The sequence below is a fragment of the Parafilimonas sp. genome (genome assembly GCF_047606085.1).
GTDB lineage: Bacteria > Bacteroidota > Bacteroidia > Chitinophagales > Chitinophagaceae > Parafilimonas.
The window spans coordinates 1-18,638 of sequence record NZ_JASGEX010000026.1; the positions used below are offsets into that span (position 1 = coordinate 1).

Annotated in this window: 14 protein-coding genes; 4 read left to right on the forward strand and 10 right to left on the reverse strand. The window is 42.5% G+C overall.

What is annotated here, in order from left to right; translation table 11 throughout:
• Positions 1–732 precede the first annotated feature (732 nt).
• Together QM629_RS02455 and mqnC are read right to left on the reverse strand one after the other, a co-directional pair.
• Positions 733–2,094, reverse strand: a complete 1,362-nt coding sequence (locus QM629_RS02455; RefSeq protein WP_415156836.1) for an NAD-dependent succinate-semialdehyde dehydrogenase — start codon at positions 2,092–2,094, stop codon at positions 733–735.
• Between the two features lie 93 nt (positions 2,095–2,187).
• Positions 2,188–3,312 (reverse strand): cyclic dehypoxanthinyl futalosine synthase, encoded by a 1,125-nt coding sequence (gene mqnC / locus QM629_RS02460; RefSeq protein WP_415156837.1) that lies wholly within the window; start codon positions 3,310–3,312, stop codon positions 2,188–2,190.
• Positions 3,313–3,436: 124 nt separating this feature from the next.
• Between mqnC and QM629_RS02465 the strand changes: the two genes are divergently transcribed.
• Together QM629_RS02465 and QM629_RS02470 are read left to right on the forward strand one after the other, a co-directional pair.
• Positions 3,437–4,732, forward strand: coding sequence for an aspartyl protease family protein (locus QM629_RS02465; RefSeq protein WP_415156838.1), 1,296 nt, complete (start codon positions 3,437–3,439; stop codon positions 4,730–4,732).
• 107 nt (positions 4,733–4,839) lie between these two features.
• On the forward strand, positions 4,840–6,078 hold the full coding sequence (locus QM629_RS02470; protein ID WP_415156840.1) for a M16 family metallopeptidase: 1,239 nt from the start codon (positions 4,840–4,842) through the stop codon (positions 6,076–6,078).
• Between the two features lie 79 nt (positions 6,079–6,157).
• Here the strand turns inward: QM629_RS02470 and QM629_RS02475 are convergent, their stop codons facing one another.
• The 8 genes from QM629_RS02475 to QM629_RS02510 form a co-directional block, all read right to left on the reverse strand.
• Positions 6,158–8,116 carry a methylmalonyl-CoA mutase family protein gene (locus QM629_RS02475; protein WP_415156842.1) on the reverse strand — a complete coding sequence of 653 codons (1,959 nt, stop codon included), beginning with the start codon at positions 8,114–8,116 and terminating at the stop codon, positions 6,158–6,160.
• Positions 8,116–9,309 (reverse strand): PDDEXK nuclease domain-containing protein, encoded by a 1,194-nt coding sequence (locus QM629_RS02480; protein WP_415156844.1) that lies wholly within the window; start codon positions 9,307–9,309, stop codon positions 8,116–8,118. The genes QM629_RS02475 and QM629_RS02480 overlap by 1 nt, the downstream gene beginning before the upstream one ends.
• Positions 9,293–10,753, reverse strand: coding sequence for a cobalamin-dependent protein (locus QM629_RS02485; protein ID WP_415156846.1), 1,461 nt, complete (start codon positions 10,751–10,753; stop codon positions 9,293–9,295). The genes QM629_RS02480 and QM629_RS02485 overlap by 17 nt, the downstream gene beginning before the upstream one ends.
• Before the next feature lie 68 nt (positions 10,754–10,821).
• Entirely contained in the window at positions 10,822–11,778 is a 957-nt protein-coding gene (locus QM629_RS02490; RefSeq protein ID WP_415156848.1) for an electron transfer flavoprotein subunit alpha/FixB family protein, read from the reverse strand.
• Positions 11,779–11,861: 83 nt separating this feature from the next.
• Positions 11,862–12,605, reverse strand: coding sequence for an electron transfer flavoprotein subunit beta/FixA family protein (locus QM629_RS02495; protein WP_415156850.1), 744 nt, complete (start codon positions 12,603–12,605; stop codon positions 11,862–11,864).
• 291 nt (positions 12,606–12,896) lie between these two features.
• Positions 12,897–14,144, reverse strand: coding sequence for an arsenic transporter (locus QM629_RS02500; RefSeq protein WP_415156852.1), 1,248 nt, complete (start codon positions 14,142–14,144; stop codon positions 12,897–12,899).
• 445 nt (positions 14,145–14,589) lie between these two features.
• Entirely contained in the window at positions 14,590–15,237 is a 648-nt protein-coding gene (locus tag QM629_RS02505) for a LysE family translocator (protein ID WP_415156854.1), read from the reverse strand.
• A gap of 7 nt (positions 15,238–15,244) precedes the next feature.
• Positions 15,245–16,285, reverse strand: a complete 1,041-nt coding sequence (locus tag QM629_RS02510) for a hypothetical protein (RefSeq protein WP_415156856.1) — start codon at positions 16,283–16,285, stop codon at positions 15,245–15,247.
• 110 nt (positions 16,286–16,395) lie between these two features.
• Between QM629_RS02510 and QM629_RS02515 the strand changes: the two genes are divergently transcribed.
• Both QM629_RS02515 and QM629_RS02520 read left to right on the forward strand, forming a co-directional pair.
• Positions 16,396–17,175 carry a (Fe-S)-binding protein gene (locus QM629_RS02515; RefSeq protein WP_415156858.1) on the forward strand — a complete coding sequence of 260 codons (780 nt, stop codon included), beginning with the start codon at positions 16,396–16,398 and terminating at the stop codon, positions 17,173–17,175.
• A 36-nt stretch (positions 17,176–17,211) separates the two neighbouring features.
• On the forward strand, positions 17,212–18,456 hold the full coding sequence (locus tag QM629_RS02520; protein WP_415156860.1) for a thioredoxin fold domain-containing protein: 1,245 nt from the start codon (positions 17,212–17,214) through the stop codon (positions 18,454–18,456).
• Positions 18,457–18,638: the final 182 nt, after the last annotated feature.

The following is an 18,638-nucleotide window of genomic DNA, read 5'->3' on the forward strand; positions in this document are numbered from 1 at the left end:
ACTTTAAATTATGATCAGGTTCCACCGCCGCGGCGGTGGAATGACGTGTAAGAACGTGAACTAATCTTACGGACCGATAAAGCAGGCACAAATTGCCGATGCACAAATTTATCCGGTGTTCACTATAGTTAATGTGATTGTATCTCGTGCCGGCCTTTGGGAAGAGTAATTCGGTCCCGGGGGAAGTTGTCCTGGCTTTAAGGGAAGCTGGCTACCCTCCGGGGCAGGTAAACTATGCTTTTTGGGGAGTTCTCCTGGCTCCTAAAGGAGTTGTCTTGGCTTTTTGGGAAGTTGGCTACCCTCCGGGACAGGCCAACTATGCTTTTTGGAGAGTTCTCCCGGCTCTGAAGGGAGTTGTCCTGGCTTTTTGGGGAGTTATACTCTGCGAGGTGTAAAAAAGTGATTTTGTATTGTTCGGTTTTAGCTCCCCTCTCCTTTGGAGAACTTGTCCCGACCATTCGGGAGGGGTTGGGGGTGAGGTCTGGCAATGAAATATTATTCACTAATTTATCCCTTGCGCACTATAGCTACCCTCCGGGGCAGGCCAACTACGCTTTTTAGGGAGTGCTCCTGGCTCCGAAGGGAGTTGGTAACGGAATGAATAAGTTCTCCCCTTGACATAACAACCCGTGAACAGGTGAACCCGTGAACTTGTAAACTTTAAGTAAACAACAATATTGATTGACCACAGACAACTCATTCGCAATATAACAGCACCAGGCTGCACGATGCCTAATCAGACACTGTTACTGTTTTCACATTCACAAACTCCATTATCCCATGTTTTCCCAGTTCCCTTCCATAGCCGGATTTCTTTATGCCACCAAAAGGCAATGCCGGCTCAGATTTTACCATTGAATTAATGAACACTGAGCCACTGTTTAGCTTTTTTGCCAGCGCAACCGCTTTTTCAAGGTCTTTCGTCCAGATATTCCCGCCCAGGCCGTAGCGGGAATTATTGGCCATTGCCATAGCTTCCGCTTCATCCTTCACCTTTATCATGCTGAACAAAGGCCCGAATGTTTCTTCATCAAATGCAGGCATGCCCGGCTGCACATTCAATAATAATGCTGGCTGATAATTGCAGCCTTCCATCCTTCCTCCCAAAACAACCTGTGCGCCTTTTGCTGCTGAAGCCTGCATTTGCATATACAGTTTTTCAGCAAGGTCTAATCTTGCCATAGGGCCGGTGGTTGTTGCAGCATGGAAAGGATCGCCCTGTTTCAGCTTTTTAATTTTCTCCTTTACGGCTGCTGTAAAATCGTCCAGCGCTTCTTCCACAACCAGAAAACGTTTGGCGGCAATGCAGCTTTGCCCGGCATTTTGCATACGGGATGCCACAGCCGTTTCGGCCGCTTTTTGCACATCTGCATCGGCCAGCACAATAAAAGCGTCTGAGCCGCCTAATTCCAGCACCGATTTTTTTACGTGGGCCGAAGCAATGGCTGCCACGCTGCTCCCGGCGCGCTCGCTGCCCGTTAAAGAAACCGCCTGCACAATGCGGCTGGAAAGGATTTTTTCCGTTACATCCGTATCTGCAATTAAAGATTGAAAAACACCAGGTTCCGCACCCGCCTCTTCAAACAATTGCTGTATAGCCAGCGAGCAGCCGCAAACGTTGGGCGCATGTTTAAGCAGGGCTACATTACCGGCCATTAATGTGGGCGCAGCAAACCTGAATACCTGCCAAAACGGGAAGTTCCAGGGCATGATAGCCAGCACTGCGCCGATGGGCCCGCAGGCAACAAAGCTCTTTTTATATCCTGTTTTAATAATCTCATCCTGCAAAAACCGCTGGGCATTTTCTGCATAATAATTACAGCCCAGGGCGCATTTTTCCACCTCCGCAACCGCTTCCTGCAGCACTTTCCCCATTTCATTTGTAATGAGCCTTGCAAGGCTTTCTTTTCTTTCCAGCAAAAGGGTGGCAACACGCTTCAGGATTTCTGCCCGTTTTTCAAAAGGCTGGCGGCTCCAGTGCGGAAACATCTTTTCTGATCCTGATAAGGCTTCATCAATTTCCGCATCGCCCATTAATTTATATTCGGCTATTGCTGTTTGATTGAACGGATATATGGATTTGAATGATTTCATCGCAAGAGGCAATTTAGCGTTATAAAAAATTGAAAAAAACTGCCATGCTGATGGCAGTATGCGTTTATGTAAAGCACAAATAATAAAGCAAGGCTAATAATCAATTACCTGCTCTGTAATCGTGTCAGGCAATTCGCGCCATTCGTATTGCTGGTTGCGCAGCTGGGGCTCAAAACCAGCTTCTTTAATGGCCTGCTGCATGGTTTTATAGGTAAACCGGTGGGGGGCGCCGGCAGCGCTTACCACATTTTCTTCAATCATAATGCTGCCAAAATCGTTGGCGCCGGCATGCAGGCAAAGCTGCGCTGTTTGTTTGCCCACGGTAAGCCAGCTCGCCTGTATGTTTTTAATATTGGGCAGCATAATGCGGCTCATAGCAATCATCCTTATATATTCTTCCGCCGTTGTAAGATTGTGCACACCGCGTATGCGGGCCAGCAATGTATCCACATCCTGGAAGGTCCAGGGAATAAAGGCAAGAAAGCCTTTGGCATTTTCCGGCTTCATGGCCTGCACTTCCCGTATGCGGGCCAGGTGAACAAAGCGCTCTTCAAGGGTTTCCACATGCCCAAACATCATGGTGGCGCTGGTGGTAATATTCAGTTCATGCGCTTCATGCATAATAGCCAGCCATTCGTCTGCCCCGCATTTGCCTTTGCTGATCAGTCTTCTTACCCGGTCAACCAAAATTTCAGCGCCCGCGCCGGGCAGGGAATCAAGGCCTGCGTTTTTTAATTCAGTGAGCACCGCACGATGTGATTTTTTTGAGAGCTTGCATATATGTGCCACTTCAGGAGGGCCCAGGGCATGCAGTTTTATGGCTGGGAATTCCTGCTTGATCTGCCGGAAAGTATTTGTATAAAAATCCAGCGACAAGCCGGGATGGTGGCCGCCTTGCAGCAGCAACTGGTCGCCGCCGTATTTTAGTGTTTCCTGTATCTTTTTACGATAAACAGGCATATCGGTTATATAAGCTTCCGCATGACCGGGTATGCGGTAAAAATTGCAGAATTTGCAATTGGCCACGCACACATTGGTGGTATTTACGTTGCGGTCTATCTGCCAGGTAACCTTGCCATGCGGCACCTGCTTTTTACGCAGTTCGTTGGCCACCTGCATCAATTCAGTTAATGGCGCCTGTTCAAAAAGATAAACACCTTCTTCAACGCTTAAAAATTCAAAACGCAAGGCCTTTTGGTACAACGCTGCAACATTCATCTCGGGAGATTGTCTTTTGTTAAAACGATTGCTGTGCAAATGCAACGGCAAAATTACTGAAGAATATGTTTGCAGGGCAAGGGTTTTAAATTAGTACAGGCAGCTTTATATTTACATTAAAGGTTTGGATAGAGAGGAAAGCCACCGTAATTTCATAACCGGAATAACACCAATGGACGACGATTATACGGATAATACGATTTTATTGCCAGAAGCCATCAATTTTAAGCGTTGCTCAAAATGCATCCTCTTCTTTTTTCTTGTTCTTATATGTACCTATCTGCCGGCACAGGAAGAATTTGTTTCGCCACCGGCAACCCTTATTACCACTTTCCCTTTTACCCAGCTAACCGGCGGCATCGTTATTTTGCATGGCACGCTCGACAGCCTGCAGGACAGCCTGAATTTTGTACTTGACACGGGCAGCGGCGGCATTTCGCTCGATTCATCAACCTGTGATTATTACCGGTTTAAGCCTGAGCCCAGCAACCGTATTGTAAAAGGCATTGCAGGCGTAAAATATGTTTCATTTGCCAAAAACCACAGCCTTAACCTGCCCGGGCTTACTGTGGACAACCTCGATTTTCATATAAATGATTACGACATTCTATCCAGCGCTTACGGCATGCACATAGATGGTATTATCGGGTTTAGCTTTTTTCGCCGTTATATTGTTTATGTTGATTACGATGAGCAATTAATTAAAGTTTTTACGGCAGGCGGTTTCAGGTACCCCAGGGGCGGCCATCTTTTAAAACCACAGTTTTCAACATTGCCCATGCAAACGGCTTCGGTAAAAGACGGCAACAGCGTTTTAGGCAAGTTTTATCTTGACACGGGGGCCGGGCTCTGCCTTTTACTGAATGATGATTTTGCTGAAGACAGCGCCATTTTTAAGAAAAAAAGAAAAATATTTTTAACCCAGGCTGAAGGGCTTGGCGGAAAAACAGATATGAAGATTTCTGTGGTAAAGGAAGTTAAGATAGGGCCTTACCGGTTTAAAAAAGTGCCCGCTTATATTTTTGCGGATGAATTTAACGTTACCAATTACCCGGTTTTAGGCGGCCTCTTGGGCAACGACCTGCTGCGGCGGTTTAATGTCTGGATCAATTATCCCCTGCAGGAAATTTACATCAAACCAAACAGGCACTATTTAGATTCATTCGATTATTCCTATACCGGCCTGGGTATGTATTTAATAAATGGCGCCATTACGGTTACCGATATTATAAAAGGCTCTCCTGCAGAAGCTGCCGGGTTTAAGCCGGGAGATATTATAGTGGGCGTGGAAAGCAATTTCAGCAATAATATACAGGCGTATAAAATATTGCTGCAAAATGCACGCGCTACACTGCGGATAATCATCATGCGCAAAGGACAGCCTCAGATAATTTATATTAAAGTTAAGAGCATATTGTAAGTTTGCCTGTTTAAGGGAAAGCCGCAGGCTGTTAGCCACAAGCTACAAGTTGAAACTTCCTGAAGCTTGCCGCCAACTTTGCAGTTTTAAACTTTTAGGATTTTTACATGATACATTATAACCGTTTTGTTTTAGATAATGGCTTGCGTGTGCTGGTGCATGAAGATAACACAACCCCCATGGCCGTGGTAAATGTTTTATACGATGTGGGCGCAAGGGATGAAGACCCCGTAAAAACGGGATTTGCGCATTTATTCGAGCACCTGATGTTTGGCGGCAGCATTCATATTCCTGATTATGATGAGCCGCTGCAACGCGCTGGCGGCGAAAACAACGCCTATACCACAAACGACCTTACCAACTATTATTGTCAGTTGCCTGCAGAAAACATAGAAACGGCTTTCTGGCTGGAAAGCGACCGGATGCTGAGCCTTGCTTTCAGTAAAAAGAGCTTAGACGTGCAGCGAAAGGTGGTAAGCGAAGAGTTTAAAGAACATTATATTAATAAACCGTACGGCGATGCATGGCATGCCATGCGTGAACTGGCTTATACAACGCATCCCTACAGGTGGATGACGATAGGAAAAGAATTAAGCCATATTGAAGAGGCAAAGCTGGAAGATGTAAAGAATTTCTTTTTTAAACATTACAGGCCTGTCAATGCAATATTGGTGGTGGCTGGCAATGTAAAAACAGATGATGTAAAACGCCTGGCAGAGAAATGGTTTGGCTCCATTGAACCAGGTGTAAAGTACATGCATAACCTGCCTGCCGAACCTGTGCAAACAGTGAAGCATATAAAAGAAATAAGGGCCGATGTGCCCTTAGACGCCTTTTATGAAACATGGCATATACCCGGAAGGATGGAAACCGGTTATCATGCCGCTGATCTTATTACGGAAATTTTAGGCGGCGGCGCTTCCTCGCGCCTGTACCAGTCGCTTGTAAAAGAAAAAAGATTGTTCAGTAATATTGAATGTTACCATTTTGGCAGCATTGACCCGGGTTTGCTTGCCATTGAAGGCAAGCTGGTAAAGGGCGTAACCATGCAGGCTGCCGAAAATGCCATTGCTGAAGAATTGGCTAAACTGAAAGAAAATGCTGTAAGCGAAGAAGAGCTGCAGAAAGTAAAGAATAAAACAGAAAGCATTATTGCTTTTGAAGACATTGCTTTAATGAGCCGCGCCAATAGCCTGGCTTATTACGAATTATTGGGCAACGCAGACCTGATGAACCAAGAGCTTTCAAAATACCAGGCTGTAACCAGGCAGGACATTCAACTGCAGGCCGGGAAGATTTTTACAGAACGCAACAGTAACCTGCTCTATTATTACAGCAATAATTAAATGAATGGCGAGCTGTGAGTAAATCTGTCAACTGGCATCTATTAACTGTCAATTTCACTGAATCAACTCACCATTCACTTCACATATTCCTTCTGTACCGGCCGCCCACTTCATACAATGCGTATGTTATTTGTCCCAGCGAACAGTATTTTACCGTTTCCATTAATTCTTCAAAAATATTCCCGTTACTTACAGCCACACGTTTTAAGGCATTCAACTTATCAACCGATACACTTTCATTGCGCCGATGAAACGCCTGCAGGTTAGCGATCTGCTGTTCTTTTTCTGCTGTTGAAGAACGTATTACTTCGCCCGGCGTAACGGTTGGCGAATCTTTTTTATTAAGGAAAGTGTTTACACCGATTAAAGGCAGTTCGCCATTTGATTTCTGCATTTCATAATGCAGGCTTTCTTCCTGTATTTTATTGCGCTGGTACATTCTTTCCATGGCGCCCAAAACACCACCGCGATCTGTTAAGCGATCAAATTCTGCAAGCACAGCTTCTTCAACCAAATCCGTTAATGCTTCAATTGCAAAAGAACCCTGGATAAAATTTTCTGTTTTCACAGAACCTAATTCACGATTAATAATTAGTTGTATGGCCATTGCACGGCGCACACTTTCTTCTGTTGGTGTTGTAATAGCTTCGTCATAGGCATTTGTGTGAAGCGAATTGCAGTTATCATAAATCGCATATAAAGCTTGTAAGGTTGTGCGTATATCATTGAAATCAATTTCCTGCGCATGCAATGAACGGCCGGATGTTTGAATATGATATTTTAATTTTTGTGAACGCTCATTGCCTTTATATACATGCTTTATTGCCTTTGCCCATATACGCCTTGCCACACGGCCGATTACGCTGTATTCGGCATCCATACCATTACTGAAGAAAAAAGAAAGGTTAGGCGCAAAATCATTTATGCGCATGCCGCGTCTTAAAAAATATTCAATATAGGTAAACCCATTTGCCAGCGTGAATGCAAGCTGTGTAATTGGATTGGCGCCAGCTTCAGCAATATGATAGCCGCTGATACTTACGCTGTAAAAATTTCTTACTTGATTATTGATGAAATATTCCTGCACATCGCCCATTAACTTCAAGGCAAATTCTGTGGAGAAGATGCAGGTATTCTGCGCCTGATCTTCTTTTAAAATATCTGCCTGCACTGTTCCTCTAACCTGCATTAATGCAGACGCCTTGATTTGTTCATACACATCTTTTGGCAACACTTCATCGCTGCTTAAACCTAATAATCTCAAACCCAGGCCATCATTGCCATCCGGCAATCTTTCCGGTGCAGATGGATTGTAATACGACGGTTTATTATCTGTTTTGAACTTTGATTTTATAAGCTCATCAGCCATGGGCCATTGACCATGGCCCGTTATCCATTTCTCGCATTGCTGATCAATGGCCGCATTCATAAAGAACGCAAGGATGATGGGAGCGGGGCCATTAATCGTCATGCTTACTGATGTTTTTGCATCGCATAAATCAAAACCGCTGTATAATTTTTTGGCATCATCTACGGTAGCAATGCTTACACCACTGTTGCCTATCTTGCCATAAATATCAGGGCGATGGTTAGGATCTTCGCCATATAAAGTAACACTGTCAAAAGCCGTGCTTAAGCGCTTTGCCGGGCGACCTAATGAAACATAGTGAAAACGTTTGTTGGTACGTTCCGGGATGCCTTCACCGGCAAACATTCTTGTGGGGTCTTCGCCCTGTCTTTTTAACTCAAACACACCGGCTGTGAATGGAAATTCGCCGGGCACATTTTCCTGCAACTGCCATTTTAAAATATCGCCCCAGTCTTTATATTTTGGCAGCACCAGTTTCGGGATCTTAGTGCCGCTTAAAGAGGTGGTAGTAAGTGGCTGCTTAATGACCTTTTCACGAACAGTATATTCAAAAAAATCTTTTGAATATTTTTCTTTTACCGCATTCCAGTCTTCAATTAATTTTTGGCATTCAGTATCGAGCCGCTGTTTTAATTGTCCATATTTCTGCCTCAATGTTTCAGTATTCATCACAAATAATTATTTTTTTTAGATGATTTTTTGCGCAGGAACTTTTTCACTGCGTCCTGTAATTGCTTTGCACTTGGCAACTCATCTTTAAATTGCTTTGGAAGAGATTTTATAAAGCGATATTCACTTACACCAATGGGATGATTAATATTATTCAATGCAAAGTCAACCTCAACATCATCTTTTGAACTGCATAAAATAATTCCGATGGAGGGATTATCAGTTTTATGCCGGAATTGTTTATTAATAGCATTTAGATAACCATTCATTTTTCCTGTATGCTCTAATTCGAACTCTTGTGTTTTTAAATCAATAACTATAAAACTGCGAAGCCGCAAATGATAAAATAATAAATCAATGAAATATTCTTTACGGCCTATTTTTAATTTTAATTGTCTTCCAACAAACGCAAAGCCTGCACCAAGTTCAATTAAAAACTCCTGTATATGATCCGTTAATTGCTGTTCTAATTCACGCTCGGTAATTTTTTCTCCCAATTGTAAAAAATCAAACTTATACGGGTCTTTTAAAATTTCATTGGCAAGATCGCTTTGCAGTTTAGGAAGCGTAAGATGAAAATTGGAAGTCTTCTTTGTTTTATACTGCCGCTGATATAAATCAGTATCAATCTGATACTGTAATACTGCACGGCTCCAGTTATTTTCTATTGTTTTTTGTATGTACCATACACGCTCATGCTCATTATTTATTTTATCAAGCAATAAAATATGATGACCCCATGGAATGCTTACCAGCTCTGCGTTTGAGAGGTTATACATTTTATTCCCAAATTGTGCAGCAGGCTGTTGCACAATTTGATTATCTGAAGATTTTTTTTGTGCAGTATGTGTTTTTGAAATTGTTTTTTTAGCAGTTTTTTTAATTTGTGCAGCAGGTTGTTGCACAATTAAGAGATCGGGATAGGTAACTGAAAACTTGCGCATGTAATTGAGGCTTCTTACGGAAAAACCCTGCAGGTCCGGGAATGCTTTTTGCAAATCAAGAGATAGTTGATTTATAATTTTTGCACCCCAGCCTTCAATAGTTGTTTTCTCTTCTATTTGTGTGCCGATATACCAATACAGCAAAAGCATATTGGTATTTACCTGCAGTGCAGTTTGCAGCTTACTTTGTTGAATATTATTTTTTAATGTTGCAAGCCAGTTGCGATATTGTTTATTCAGTATTTTCATGTGAGGCGGATTTTTTAAAGAGTTCAATGGTGCCATTTAGCTGATATAAAGCAGATGCAATAGCACATTGCTCATTCATCCATTTATCATAATCCCGAATGTCTTCTGCAATCTCAGACAAATAACGAGCACGTTTTGGCGGAATGATTAATGATTTTGAAGTTGTATCTTTTATATGATGCAATTCAATTTTACCAAAATCAACTTTTGTTTTTTCTTCAACTGTAAGCATTATTTTTTCAACCAGCTTATTAATGCCTGTATCATTGAATTGTGATGCAATTGTTCCCACAACAGGCAGGTCTTCATTTTTGGCATCCCATAAATGGCGATTGCGCTTATATTGTTTACGCACTTCATTCAATGCATCCAATGCCCCTGCTTTATCAAATTTGTTGATGCAAACAATATCAGCATAATCCAGCATATTGATTTTTTCCAGTTGAGATGCAGCGCCATATTCAGGCGTCATTACATACATGCTTACATCACAATAATCCAAAACAGAAGCATCGCTTTGGCCAACACCCGCACTCTCCAGGATAATGAAATCAAAACCAGCGGCTTTACAAATTTCCAGTGCCTGTCCGGCCGCAGCGCTTAATGCCGTGTTATCACCCCGTGTTGCCAGGCTGCGCATATAGGCCCGCGGATGAGAAATGGAATTCATTCTTATACGGTCGCCCAGCAATGCGCCGCCTGTTTTTTTGCGTGATGGATCAACAGAAATTACGGCTATTGTTTTATCGGAATAAGCATTCAGATAACGGCGAACAATTTCATCGGTAACAGAACTTTTACCTGCGCCGCCTGTACCTGTAATGCCAAGAACTGCCACCCTGTCCTCCAAAGGAGGGATTTTAGAAACAGCGTTTATATTTTTGATTTCGCTTAATAATGATGAGTAATCCTTTCCATTCTCTGCAAATGTTATTGCTCTTGCAATTCTTCTTATATCTCTTACTTTATTCAATGGAAATTTCCCATTCCAGTCCCAGGTTTCTAAAGTCCTTCCTACGGAGGGATTTAGGGAGGCCATCACATCTTCAATCATGCCTTCCAAACCCATTGTTCTTCCATCATCAGGCGAATAAATCCGCGTAATGCCGTAATTGTGCAATTCAGTTATTTCCTGCGGCAGAATAGTGCCGCCGCCGCCACCGAAAATTTTAATATGCCCACAAGCATTTTCATCCAATAAATCTTTCATGTATTTGAAAAATTCTATGTGGCCGCCCTGGTATGAAGTAACGGCAATGCCCTGCGCATCTTCTTCAATAGCGCATTCAACAATTTCTTTTACACTGCGGTTATGGCCAAGATGGATAATTTCTGCGCCTTTGCTTTGCAGAATGCGGCGCATTATATTGATGGCTGCATCATGCCCATCAAATAAGGATGCAGCAGTAACAATACGAGCTTTATACTGAGGGAAATAACTCATTAAATAAAAATTGCAAACAAAATTAACTGTTTGCAATTTAAGTGAACGGTTGTTAGCTTACCGGTGATTTAACCCTTTAGCTTTTTAATTTCTTCTGTAAGCTTTGGAACAACGTCAAAGGCATCACCAACAATTCCATAATCGGCGGCTTTAAAAAACGGCGCTTCCGGGTCTTTATTAATAACAACAATGGTTTTACTCCTGTTAACGCCTGCAAGGTGCTGAATAGCGCCGGAAATGCCAATAGCGATATAAAGGTTGGGCGAAATCTGGATGCCTGTTTGGCCAACGTGTTCATGGTGCGGCCGCCAGCCTGCATCGGCTACAGGACGGCTGCAGGCCGTAGCAGCGTGCAGCACGTGGGCGAGGTCTTCCACTATTTTCCAGTTCTCAGGCCCTTTTAAGCCACGGCCGCCGCTTACCACAATTTCAGCTTCCGTTAAAGGCACTTCGCCTTTTACTTTATCAATGGCGGCAATCTTTACTTTGGGCGCATCTACTGCAATGTTTAATTGCTCAACGGTTGCTAAGCCATCCGTTTTTTTAACCGGGAAGCTGTTGGGATTAAGTGAAATAACTTTAATGGCTGTCGTAATATTTACATTGGCAAAAGCCTTCCCGCTAAAAACACTCTTTTTTACAACAAAACCATTTGAAGTATCCGGCAATGCAACGGCGCCCGCAACCAACCCTGCTTTTAAACGGGCAGCCACCCGCGGCGCTACAGCTTTGCCTGTTTGATTATGGCTGAATACAATTACATCTGCCTGTAAAGAGGTTGCTGCTTCGGCGATGGCTTTTGCATAAACCTGTGCATCAAGGTTATTTAAAGTTTCCTTAGCAAGCTGATGCACTTTGGATATACCATAATTGCCAAGCGCAGCAAGATCGTCTTCAACGGTGCCGGGCAAAAGCGCTTCTGCTGAAGTACCAAGTTTTTTTGCAAGCGCTGCGCCATAGCTTAATGCCTCATAAGACGACTTTTTTATTTCTGAACCGGAATGATCTATAAATATGAGTACCATGTAATGATTGGTTTAATAATTAATTATTATAGGAAGCTGCGAGCCATGAGCTTTAAGAATTTTCTGAGATCCAAGCAACCTTCTTAAATCACTTTGGCTTCTTCGTGCAGCAAACGAACCAATTCCTGCACATTATCGGCCGGCACCAGTTTTACACCCGCCTTTGGCGCAGGCAGTTCATAACTTACCACACTGGTGAGTGCCTCAACGGCAGCAGGCTCAACCACTTTAAGCGGTTTTGTGCGGGCAGCCATAATACCACGCATGTTTGGGATGCGCTGTTCGGCTACCCCTTTCTGGCAACTGATAACTACCGGCAGGACAACTTCGTCCGTTTCTTCACCCCCTTCTATTTCGCGGGTAACGGTAGCTGCATTATTGCTGATATCAATTTTTGTGGCCAGCGAAATGTAAGGAATATCCAAAAGCTCAGCCAATGCACCGCCAACAGAAGCGCTGTTGTAATCAATGGTTTCTTTTCCTGTTAAAATAAGGTCATACCCACCTTGTTTTGCCACTTCGGCAATTTGCGCAGCAATATAGTAGCCATCACCGGCCGAAGCATTAATACGTATGGCTTCGTCACCGCCAAGCGCCAGCGCCTTGCGGATAACAGGATCATAATCGGCGCCGCCAACGCTTACAAGGTGAAGCTGAACAGAAGCGTCTTTCTCTTTTAGCTCAATGGCCCTTACCAGCGCATACCATTCATCATAAGGATTTAAAATCCATTGCACACCCGATTCTTCAAACTTTGTATTATTCTCTTTAAAAGAGATTTTGGAAGTGGTGTCTGGTGTTTTACTGATACAAACTAATATTTTCATCGGCAAAAATTATACTGGCAAAAGTAAAATAAAAGTTGTTTATGCAACTATTATTAGGGTGTATTTCAAATTTTCGCAGTTGGGTGTCACCACCCACCTGTAGAACCCGCTACCGGTCGGTGTCTCACCGACCGGAGTGCCGCGTATGAAGTGAAAATCTGAAATACGCCCCTATTATTATGCGGTTATTTGTTAAAGCCGTTACAAAAAACGTATTTTTAATATATTGGTAGCCAATATATTAGTATTTAGGAATGGTTTCGCCTGCCCGTAAAACGGAGGTTCAAACAACTACATCCAAAGTGCAGCCAGCGCCAGCAACAATGCAGGTATCATAACCATTACACCTATTTTTATAAACCGCCAGGCATGTATGTCATGGCCTTCCCGGCGCAAGGCAACAAGCCAGAGAATGGTTGCAAGCGAACCGGTAACAGATAAGTTTGGCCCGAGATCAATACCAATAAGCACAGCATTTTTTATAATATCCGGCATACATGCCGGATGCAATATGCCGCCTGCAATTAAACCTGCCGGCAGGTTATTGGTGAGGTTGGTGGCAATGCCAATGCCAGCGCCGCTTACAATGGCTGTCAGATCGGGCGAGGTGGCTGCATAATATGCAAGCCGGTTACTGATGCTCTCTATTAAGCCTGTTTTAATCAGTGCTTCCACAATGAGGAACAGGCCGGCAACCAATGGCAGCACGCTCCATGAAATGCCTTTAATAACATTTAATGGCGACTGCCTTGCAATAAGCACAACAACGAGCGATGTTATAATGCCTGTTACAGCGGTGGGCAGGCCCAGCGGCACATCGAATGCCGAAGCGGTTAATAAAACAATGGCCGTTGCACCAATGCCCAGGGCCGCAGCCCTGCCGCCTCTTGCTAAGCGGGGAACCCGGATATCGGTTTCAATAGATTGATCCAGGAATTTTCTCTGCGATTTATACAGCATTATATATGTAACGGCAATTGACAGCAGCGAAGGCAAAATAAAATGGCCTGCCCAATCCAGTAACGCTGGTAAGTGTTTTCCATAAATCACGAGGTTGGCGGGGTTTGATATAGGCAGCACAAATGATGCCGCATTGGCAATAAATGCGCATATAAAAAGATAGGGCAATGGCTGTTTAACTTTTGCGGTTTTCATAGCGGCTGCCACAGCAGGCGTTAATACAACGGCAGTGGCGTCGTTGGATAAAAAAACGGTAACTGCAGTTCCAACGAGATAGATCATGACGAACAATTTTTTGGCAGAGCCATTTGCATATTTTGTTGCCAGCGCCGCCAGCCAGTCAAACAGTTTTTCTTCTCTTGCTGTTTCTGCCAGCAGCATCATGCCGGTAAGAAATAAATAAACGTCGGCGCCTTTGGCTACGCCGTTAATGGCTTCCTGGAAGGAAATGAGTTGAGTTACCAACAAAACAAAAGCGCCGCAAACAACCCATATTGCCTCATTTAATTTAAACGGACGGATGATTACACATGCTGTTGTTACAATAGTAATGATCCATATTGCTTCGTTGTGGTTCATGGTATAAAGCCGCGAAATTATTGCTAAAAGAATGCAGCCTGATTAAAATCTTGCAACCAGCGCAGCTTTTTCATAGTAAATTATTCCACGTTCCGTAAATCAGCTTGCCGTCAAAAGCTTATCATGCATTCAAATTTATATTTCGGATAGGAAAAATTTTACAGGCGATAATACAGCAAACGATTTGACTGATCATAACATAGCAATTTAGTAAAGACGTTGGCTGATTAATTCTGCCCGCGGCAAACAGGTTTTAATCAGCAATACTTTTGAAAATACCGATGTAGATTAAACAATCAATGCCGTTTGGTTTAGGTTTAATTTTGAAATAATCAATGCTCAATATTCAACAATCAATAATCATTTTTGCCGTCGTTTACAATTGAACATTCCTGCCCGTTCCGGCAGGCGGAATTTTTGTTTAATAAACTTATATTTTATTCACTCAATCTTTAAACAAACCGCCAGAGAAAATTTTATACAACTGAATGGCGGCAGAAACTATAAACACCGCACCCATAATTATATTAAGCATCTTATGGCTTGCCTTCAGCTTTCTTATAAGCCATTTACCGCCATGAATATAAATAGCCTGGCCGGCGAGTGTGCCTGCGCCTGCGCCAATTGTAAAAAGGTTAAAGTGCAGCATGGTTGGTTTTACGGCGCCGTTACTTATAAAATAAGCGCCCCAAAAAAACCAAAACGGTATTTGCATGGGGTTAATGGCACTCAACATCAGGCCAAGCAAAAAGCGATTTAATTTATTATCTATAAGCAACCCTTTTCTTTCCGGTTCGTTTTGTTTTAAAGCTTTTCGGATGCTTAAAACACCCAGTACAAAAAACAAAATAACGGTGGCCCAGCTTAAATAAATGAACATGGTTTTATTGCGTAATATCCAGCCACTGCTGTTTAAAGCTATGCGCAAATAAATTATTTCAACCAATGCAACACCCATGCTGAACACCCATGCTTTTTTTATGCTTTCCTCAACGCCTATTTGTGTAGCGGCAACATTGAGATTGCCTAAAGGCAGTTGCCCTAAAAAACTTACACCAAAGCCTGCAAACAGTACGGGTAATAATTCATTCATAAGCAGTTTATATTTGGCATTGCAGGTTTAGCTGCGCCATAAGCTTTGTATTTTTTTTAGAAGCCCTGAGCATTTTTATTCCTTCAAAAAAAGAAACATAAGCCGCACCGTTTTTATAATTTATTTTTCCTATCCCGAACATATATTTCCAATGCTTCGCAATAATTTTTATTGCATTCATATAACTTAAGCCGTTATCGTAAATATGATTGGGCTCTGAACCTACGCCATTAAATTCGAGTATCGAAATATTCCTGCAATGCTTAAAATCTTCAAGCGAGGTTGTTTTAATATCGTAACGGCCGTAATAAAAATGTTTGCTGAATAAGTTAATCTTGTCCATAACATTTGAAAGCTGGTCATCAATTTTGTTACTCAGGTTAATGAATTTTGCACCGCGGTTGTGGTTGCCCAATTCGTTCAGCATATACACTTCTCCATCAGCAATAATATTGTTCAGCTTTGTTTTATGCAACTCCTTTTGCTCTGCTGCAATCATGAAAGCTTTGGGATGCTGTTCTATCAATCGCTTTAATGTTGATATGCCATCTCCTTTTACATGCAGGTATTCCTTTTCAATTAAACCTGTTATTATTCCTTTATCTGAATGGGGATACCGCACATAAAAAACACTCAGCTCAAGCGGCCAGGTTATCATTTCCTGTATCAGATACGTAAAGGGCAATAATGCATGATAGGCTGCAAGCTGTTCTGTATTTTCAATTTTCCTGAAGAGCAAACCTTTTGTGCCAATATCGGGCTTTACCGCAACCGGAAACTGCAAACCCGAAGCCTGCATTCTTTTTATAATGCATTCCATGTTTTCTTTTGGATCAACATACATAGTTACCGGATATAATGCCTTGGGCAATTGTTCAAACATCTCCCGTTTTGTTTCGCCTTCAAACCCGCTGAAATGCAAAGTGGGATTTACGTTTGAAAAGAACCAGAAATGCCCGCCTTTTATCCAGTAATACAGCCAGAGAAAAAAGAAAGGCGCATAAATAATATTGAAAGGCCATCGCTCCCAGTTAAAGATTCTTTTCAACCCATCATTTTTAGTGCGGCAAAATTAGGGATGAGCGCTTATGCAGCAACAGTTTCTTTGTTAAATACCAAACGCTTTGCCTTACATTTGAATACATAAATTAAATTGGTATGCATATTCCGCAAATGGCAGAAATGCTGGCAAATGGTGAAACGCCCGACATTTTATTTTGGGTGGGCTGTGCAGGCAGCTTCGACCAACGGGCGCAAAAAATTACCCGTGCCTTTGCGGCTATTTTAAATAAGCTTGAAATAAAATATGCCATTCTTGGAAAGGAAGAAGCCTGCACCGGCGATCCGGCCCGCAGGGCCGGCAATGAATTTTTGTTCCAGATGATGGCCTATAACAATATTCAGGTGCTGAATGGATACGGCATTAAAAAAATCATAACGGCCTGCCCGCATTGCTTTAATATTTTTAAGAACGAATATCCTGAACTCGGTGGTACTTACGAAGTAATCCATCATACAGCATTCCTGCAACAAATAATAGATGAAGGAAAATTGAAGCTGAAAGAAGGCGGCGGTTTTAAAGGCAAACGCATTACCTATCACGACAGTTGTTATCTCGGCCGCGCCAATCATATTTATGAGGCGCCGCGAAAAGTACTGGAATTATTGGATGCAGAACTGGTTGAGATGAAGCGTTGCCGCAGCAAGGGCCTGTGTTGTGGCGCCGGTGGTGCGCAAATGTTTAAAGAGGAAGAAAAAGGTACCACACGCATTAATTTTGAACGCAGTGAAGAAGCCATGCATACGGGCGCTGATATTATTGCAGCAGCCTGCCCGTTTTGCAATACCATGCTTACCGATGGTGTTAAGGATAAAGAGAAAGAAGACAGCGTAAAAGTGCTCGACATAGCAGAACTGATTGCTATGGAAATGGAGTAACAAATACATTATTTAATTACATTTTAAACCCACGTCATGAGAAAATTATTACGGTTTGTATTGCTGGCGCCGCTTTTTTGCAGTGCACAGGAAGGCGTAAATTTTGAGCACAACCAAAGCTGGCAACAGGTGCAGGCAAAAGCCAAAGCCGCACATAAATATATTTTTATGGATTGCTATACCACCTGGTGCGGCCCCTGCCGCTATATGAGCAGCACTATATTTCCACAAAAAGTGGTTGCCGATGTCATGAATGAAAAATTCATAAACGTAAAAGTGCAGTTAGATACCACGGGTAACGACAATGCCGAAGTAAAAAGCTGGTATCAAACGGGGCACGATCTTTCAAAGCAATATAATGTTAGGGCGTATCCAACTTATTTAATTTTTGATGAGAACGGAAAGATTGTGCACCGTTTTGTGGGTTCTTCACAAACAGGTGAAGAGTTTGTTTCCAAGCTGAGCACAGCGCTCGATCCCGAAAAGCAATACTATACTTTGCTTGATAAGTATAAAGCGGGCAATAAAGATACTGCATTCATTCGCAAACTTGCGCTGATAGCGCAGGATGCCTACGAGAAGAAGCAGGCATCGGAACTGGCCGACGCTTACCTGGCAACACAGCAAAATTTATATACAAAAGATAACCTCGATTTTATTATCAGCTTTACAGAAACCAGCAAAGACAAGGGTTTTGACATGCTTTTGCACAATGGCGATAAAGTTGATGCTGTTATGGGCAAAAAAGTGAGCAATGGTATTGTGCAAAATATTATTATGCGTGAAGATGTTTACCCTGTAATTTTTCCCAGGAATATAACCCCAAAAGATTTTCCTGAACCTGATTGGGCTAAACTGCAAAATGATGTTGCGAAAAAATATCCTGCACAGGCAAAAGAAGTTATAAGCTATGCACAGGTTTCATTTTATGTGTATAAAAAAGACTGGGATAAGTTTGGCCCTGCCGTGGTTAGCTATATGAAAGATTATGGCAGCAACGCTTCGCCTGAGCAGTTAAATGATTTTGCCTGGAACGTATTTTTAAATTGCAGTGATATGGCTTGTGTGGAACAGGCGCTTGCATGGAGCAAGCGTTCCATTGATAATAATGAGGAACCTGCTTTTATGGATACTTATGCAAACATCTTATATAAAATGGGTAAAAAAGATGAGGCAATTGAATGGGAAACAAAAGCAATGAATGCAGAGACAACCGCTGATAAATCAACTTACGAGCAAACCCTGAACAAAATGAAAAACGGAGAGAAGACCTGGAATTAATTTTATATCTTTTGAATAACAGGAAACAGGCTGTTGCACAAAAAGCCTGTTTTTTTACATTATTGTCCGGATAACTTGGGCTAAAGCCCATTGTGCAAGGGTTTCAGATATATAACCCCGGGCTTAAGCCTGGGGTTAGTAAAAAGCAGGCCCATAAAGGGCTTTAGCCCAAGAGAAAATAT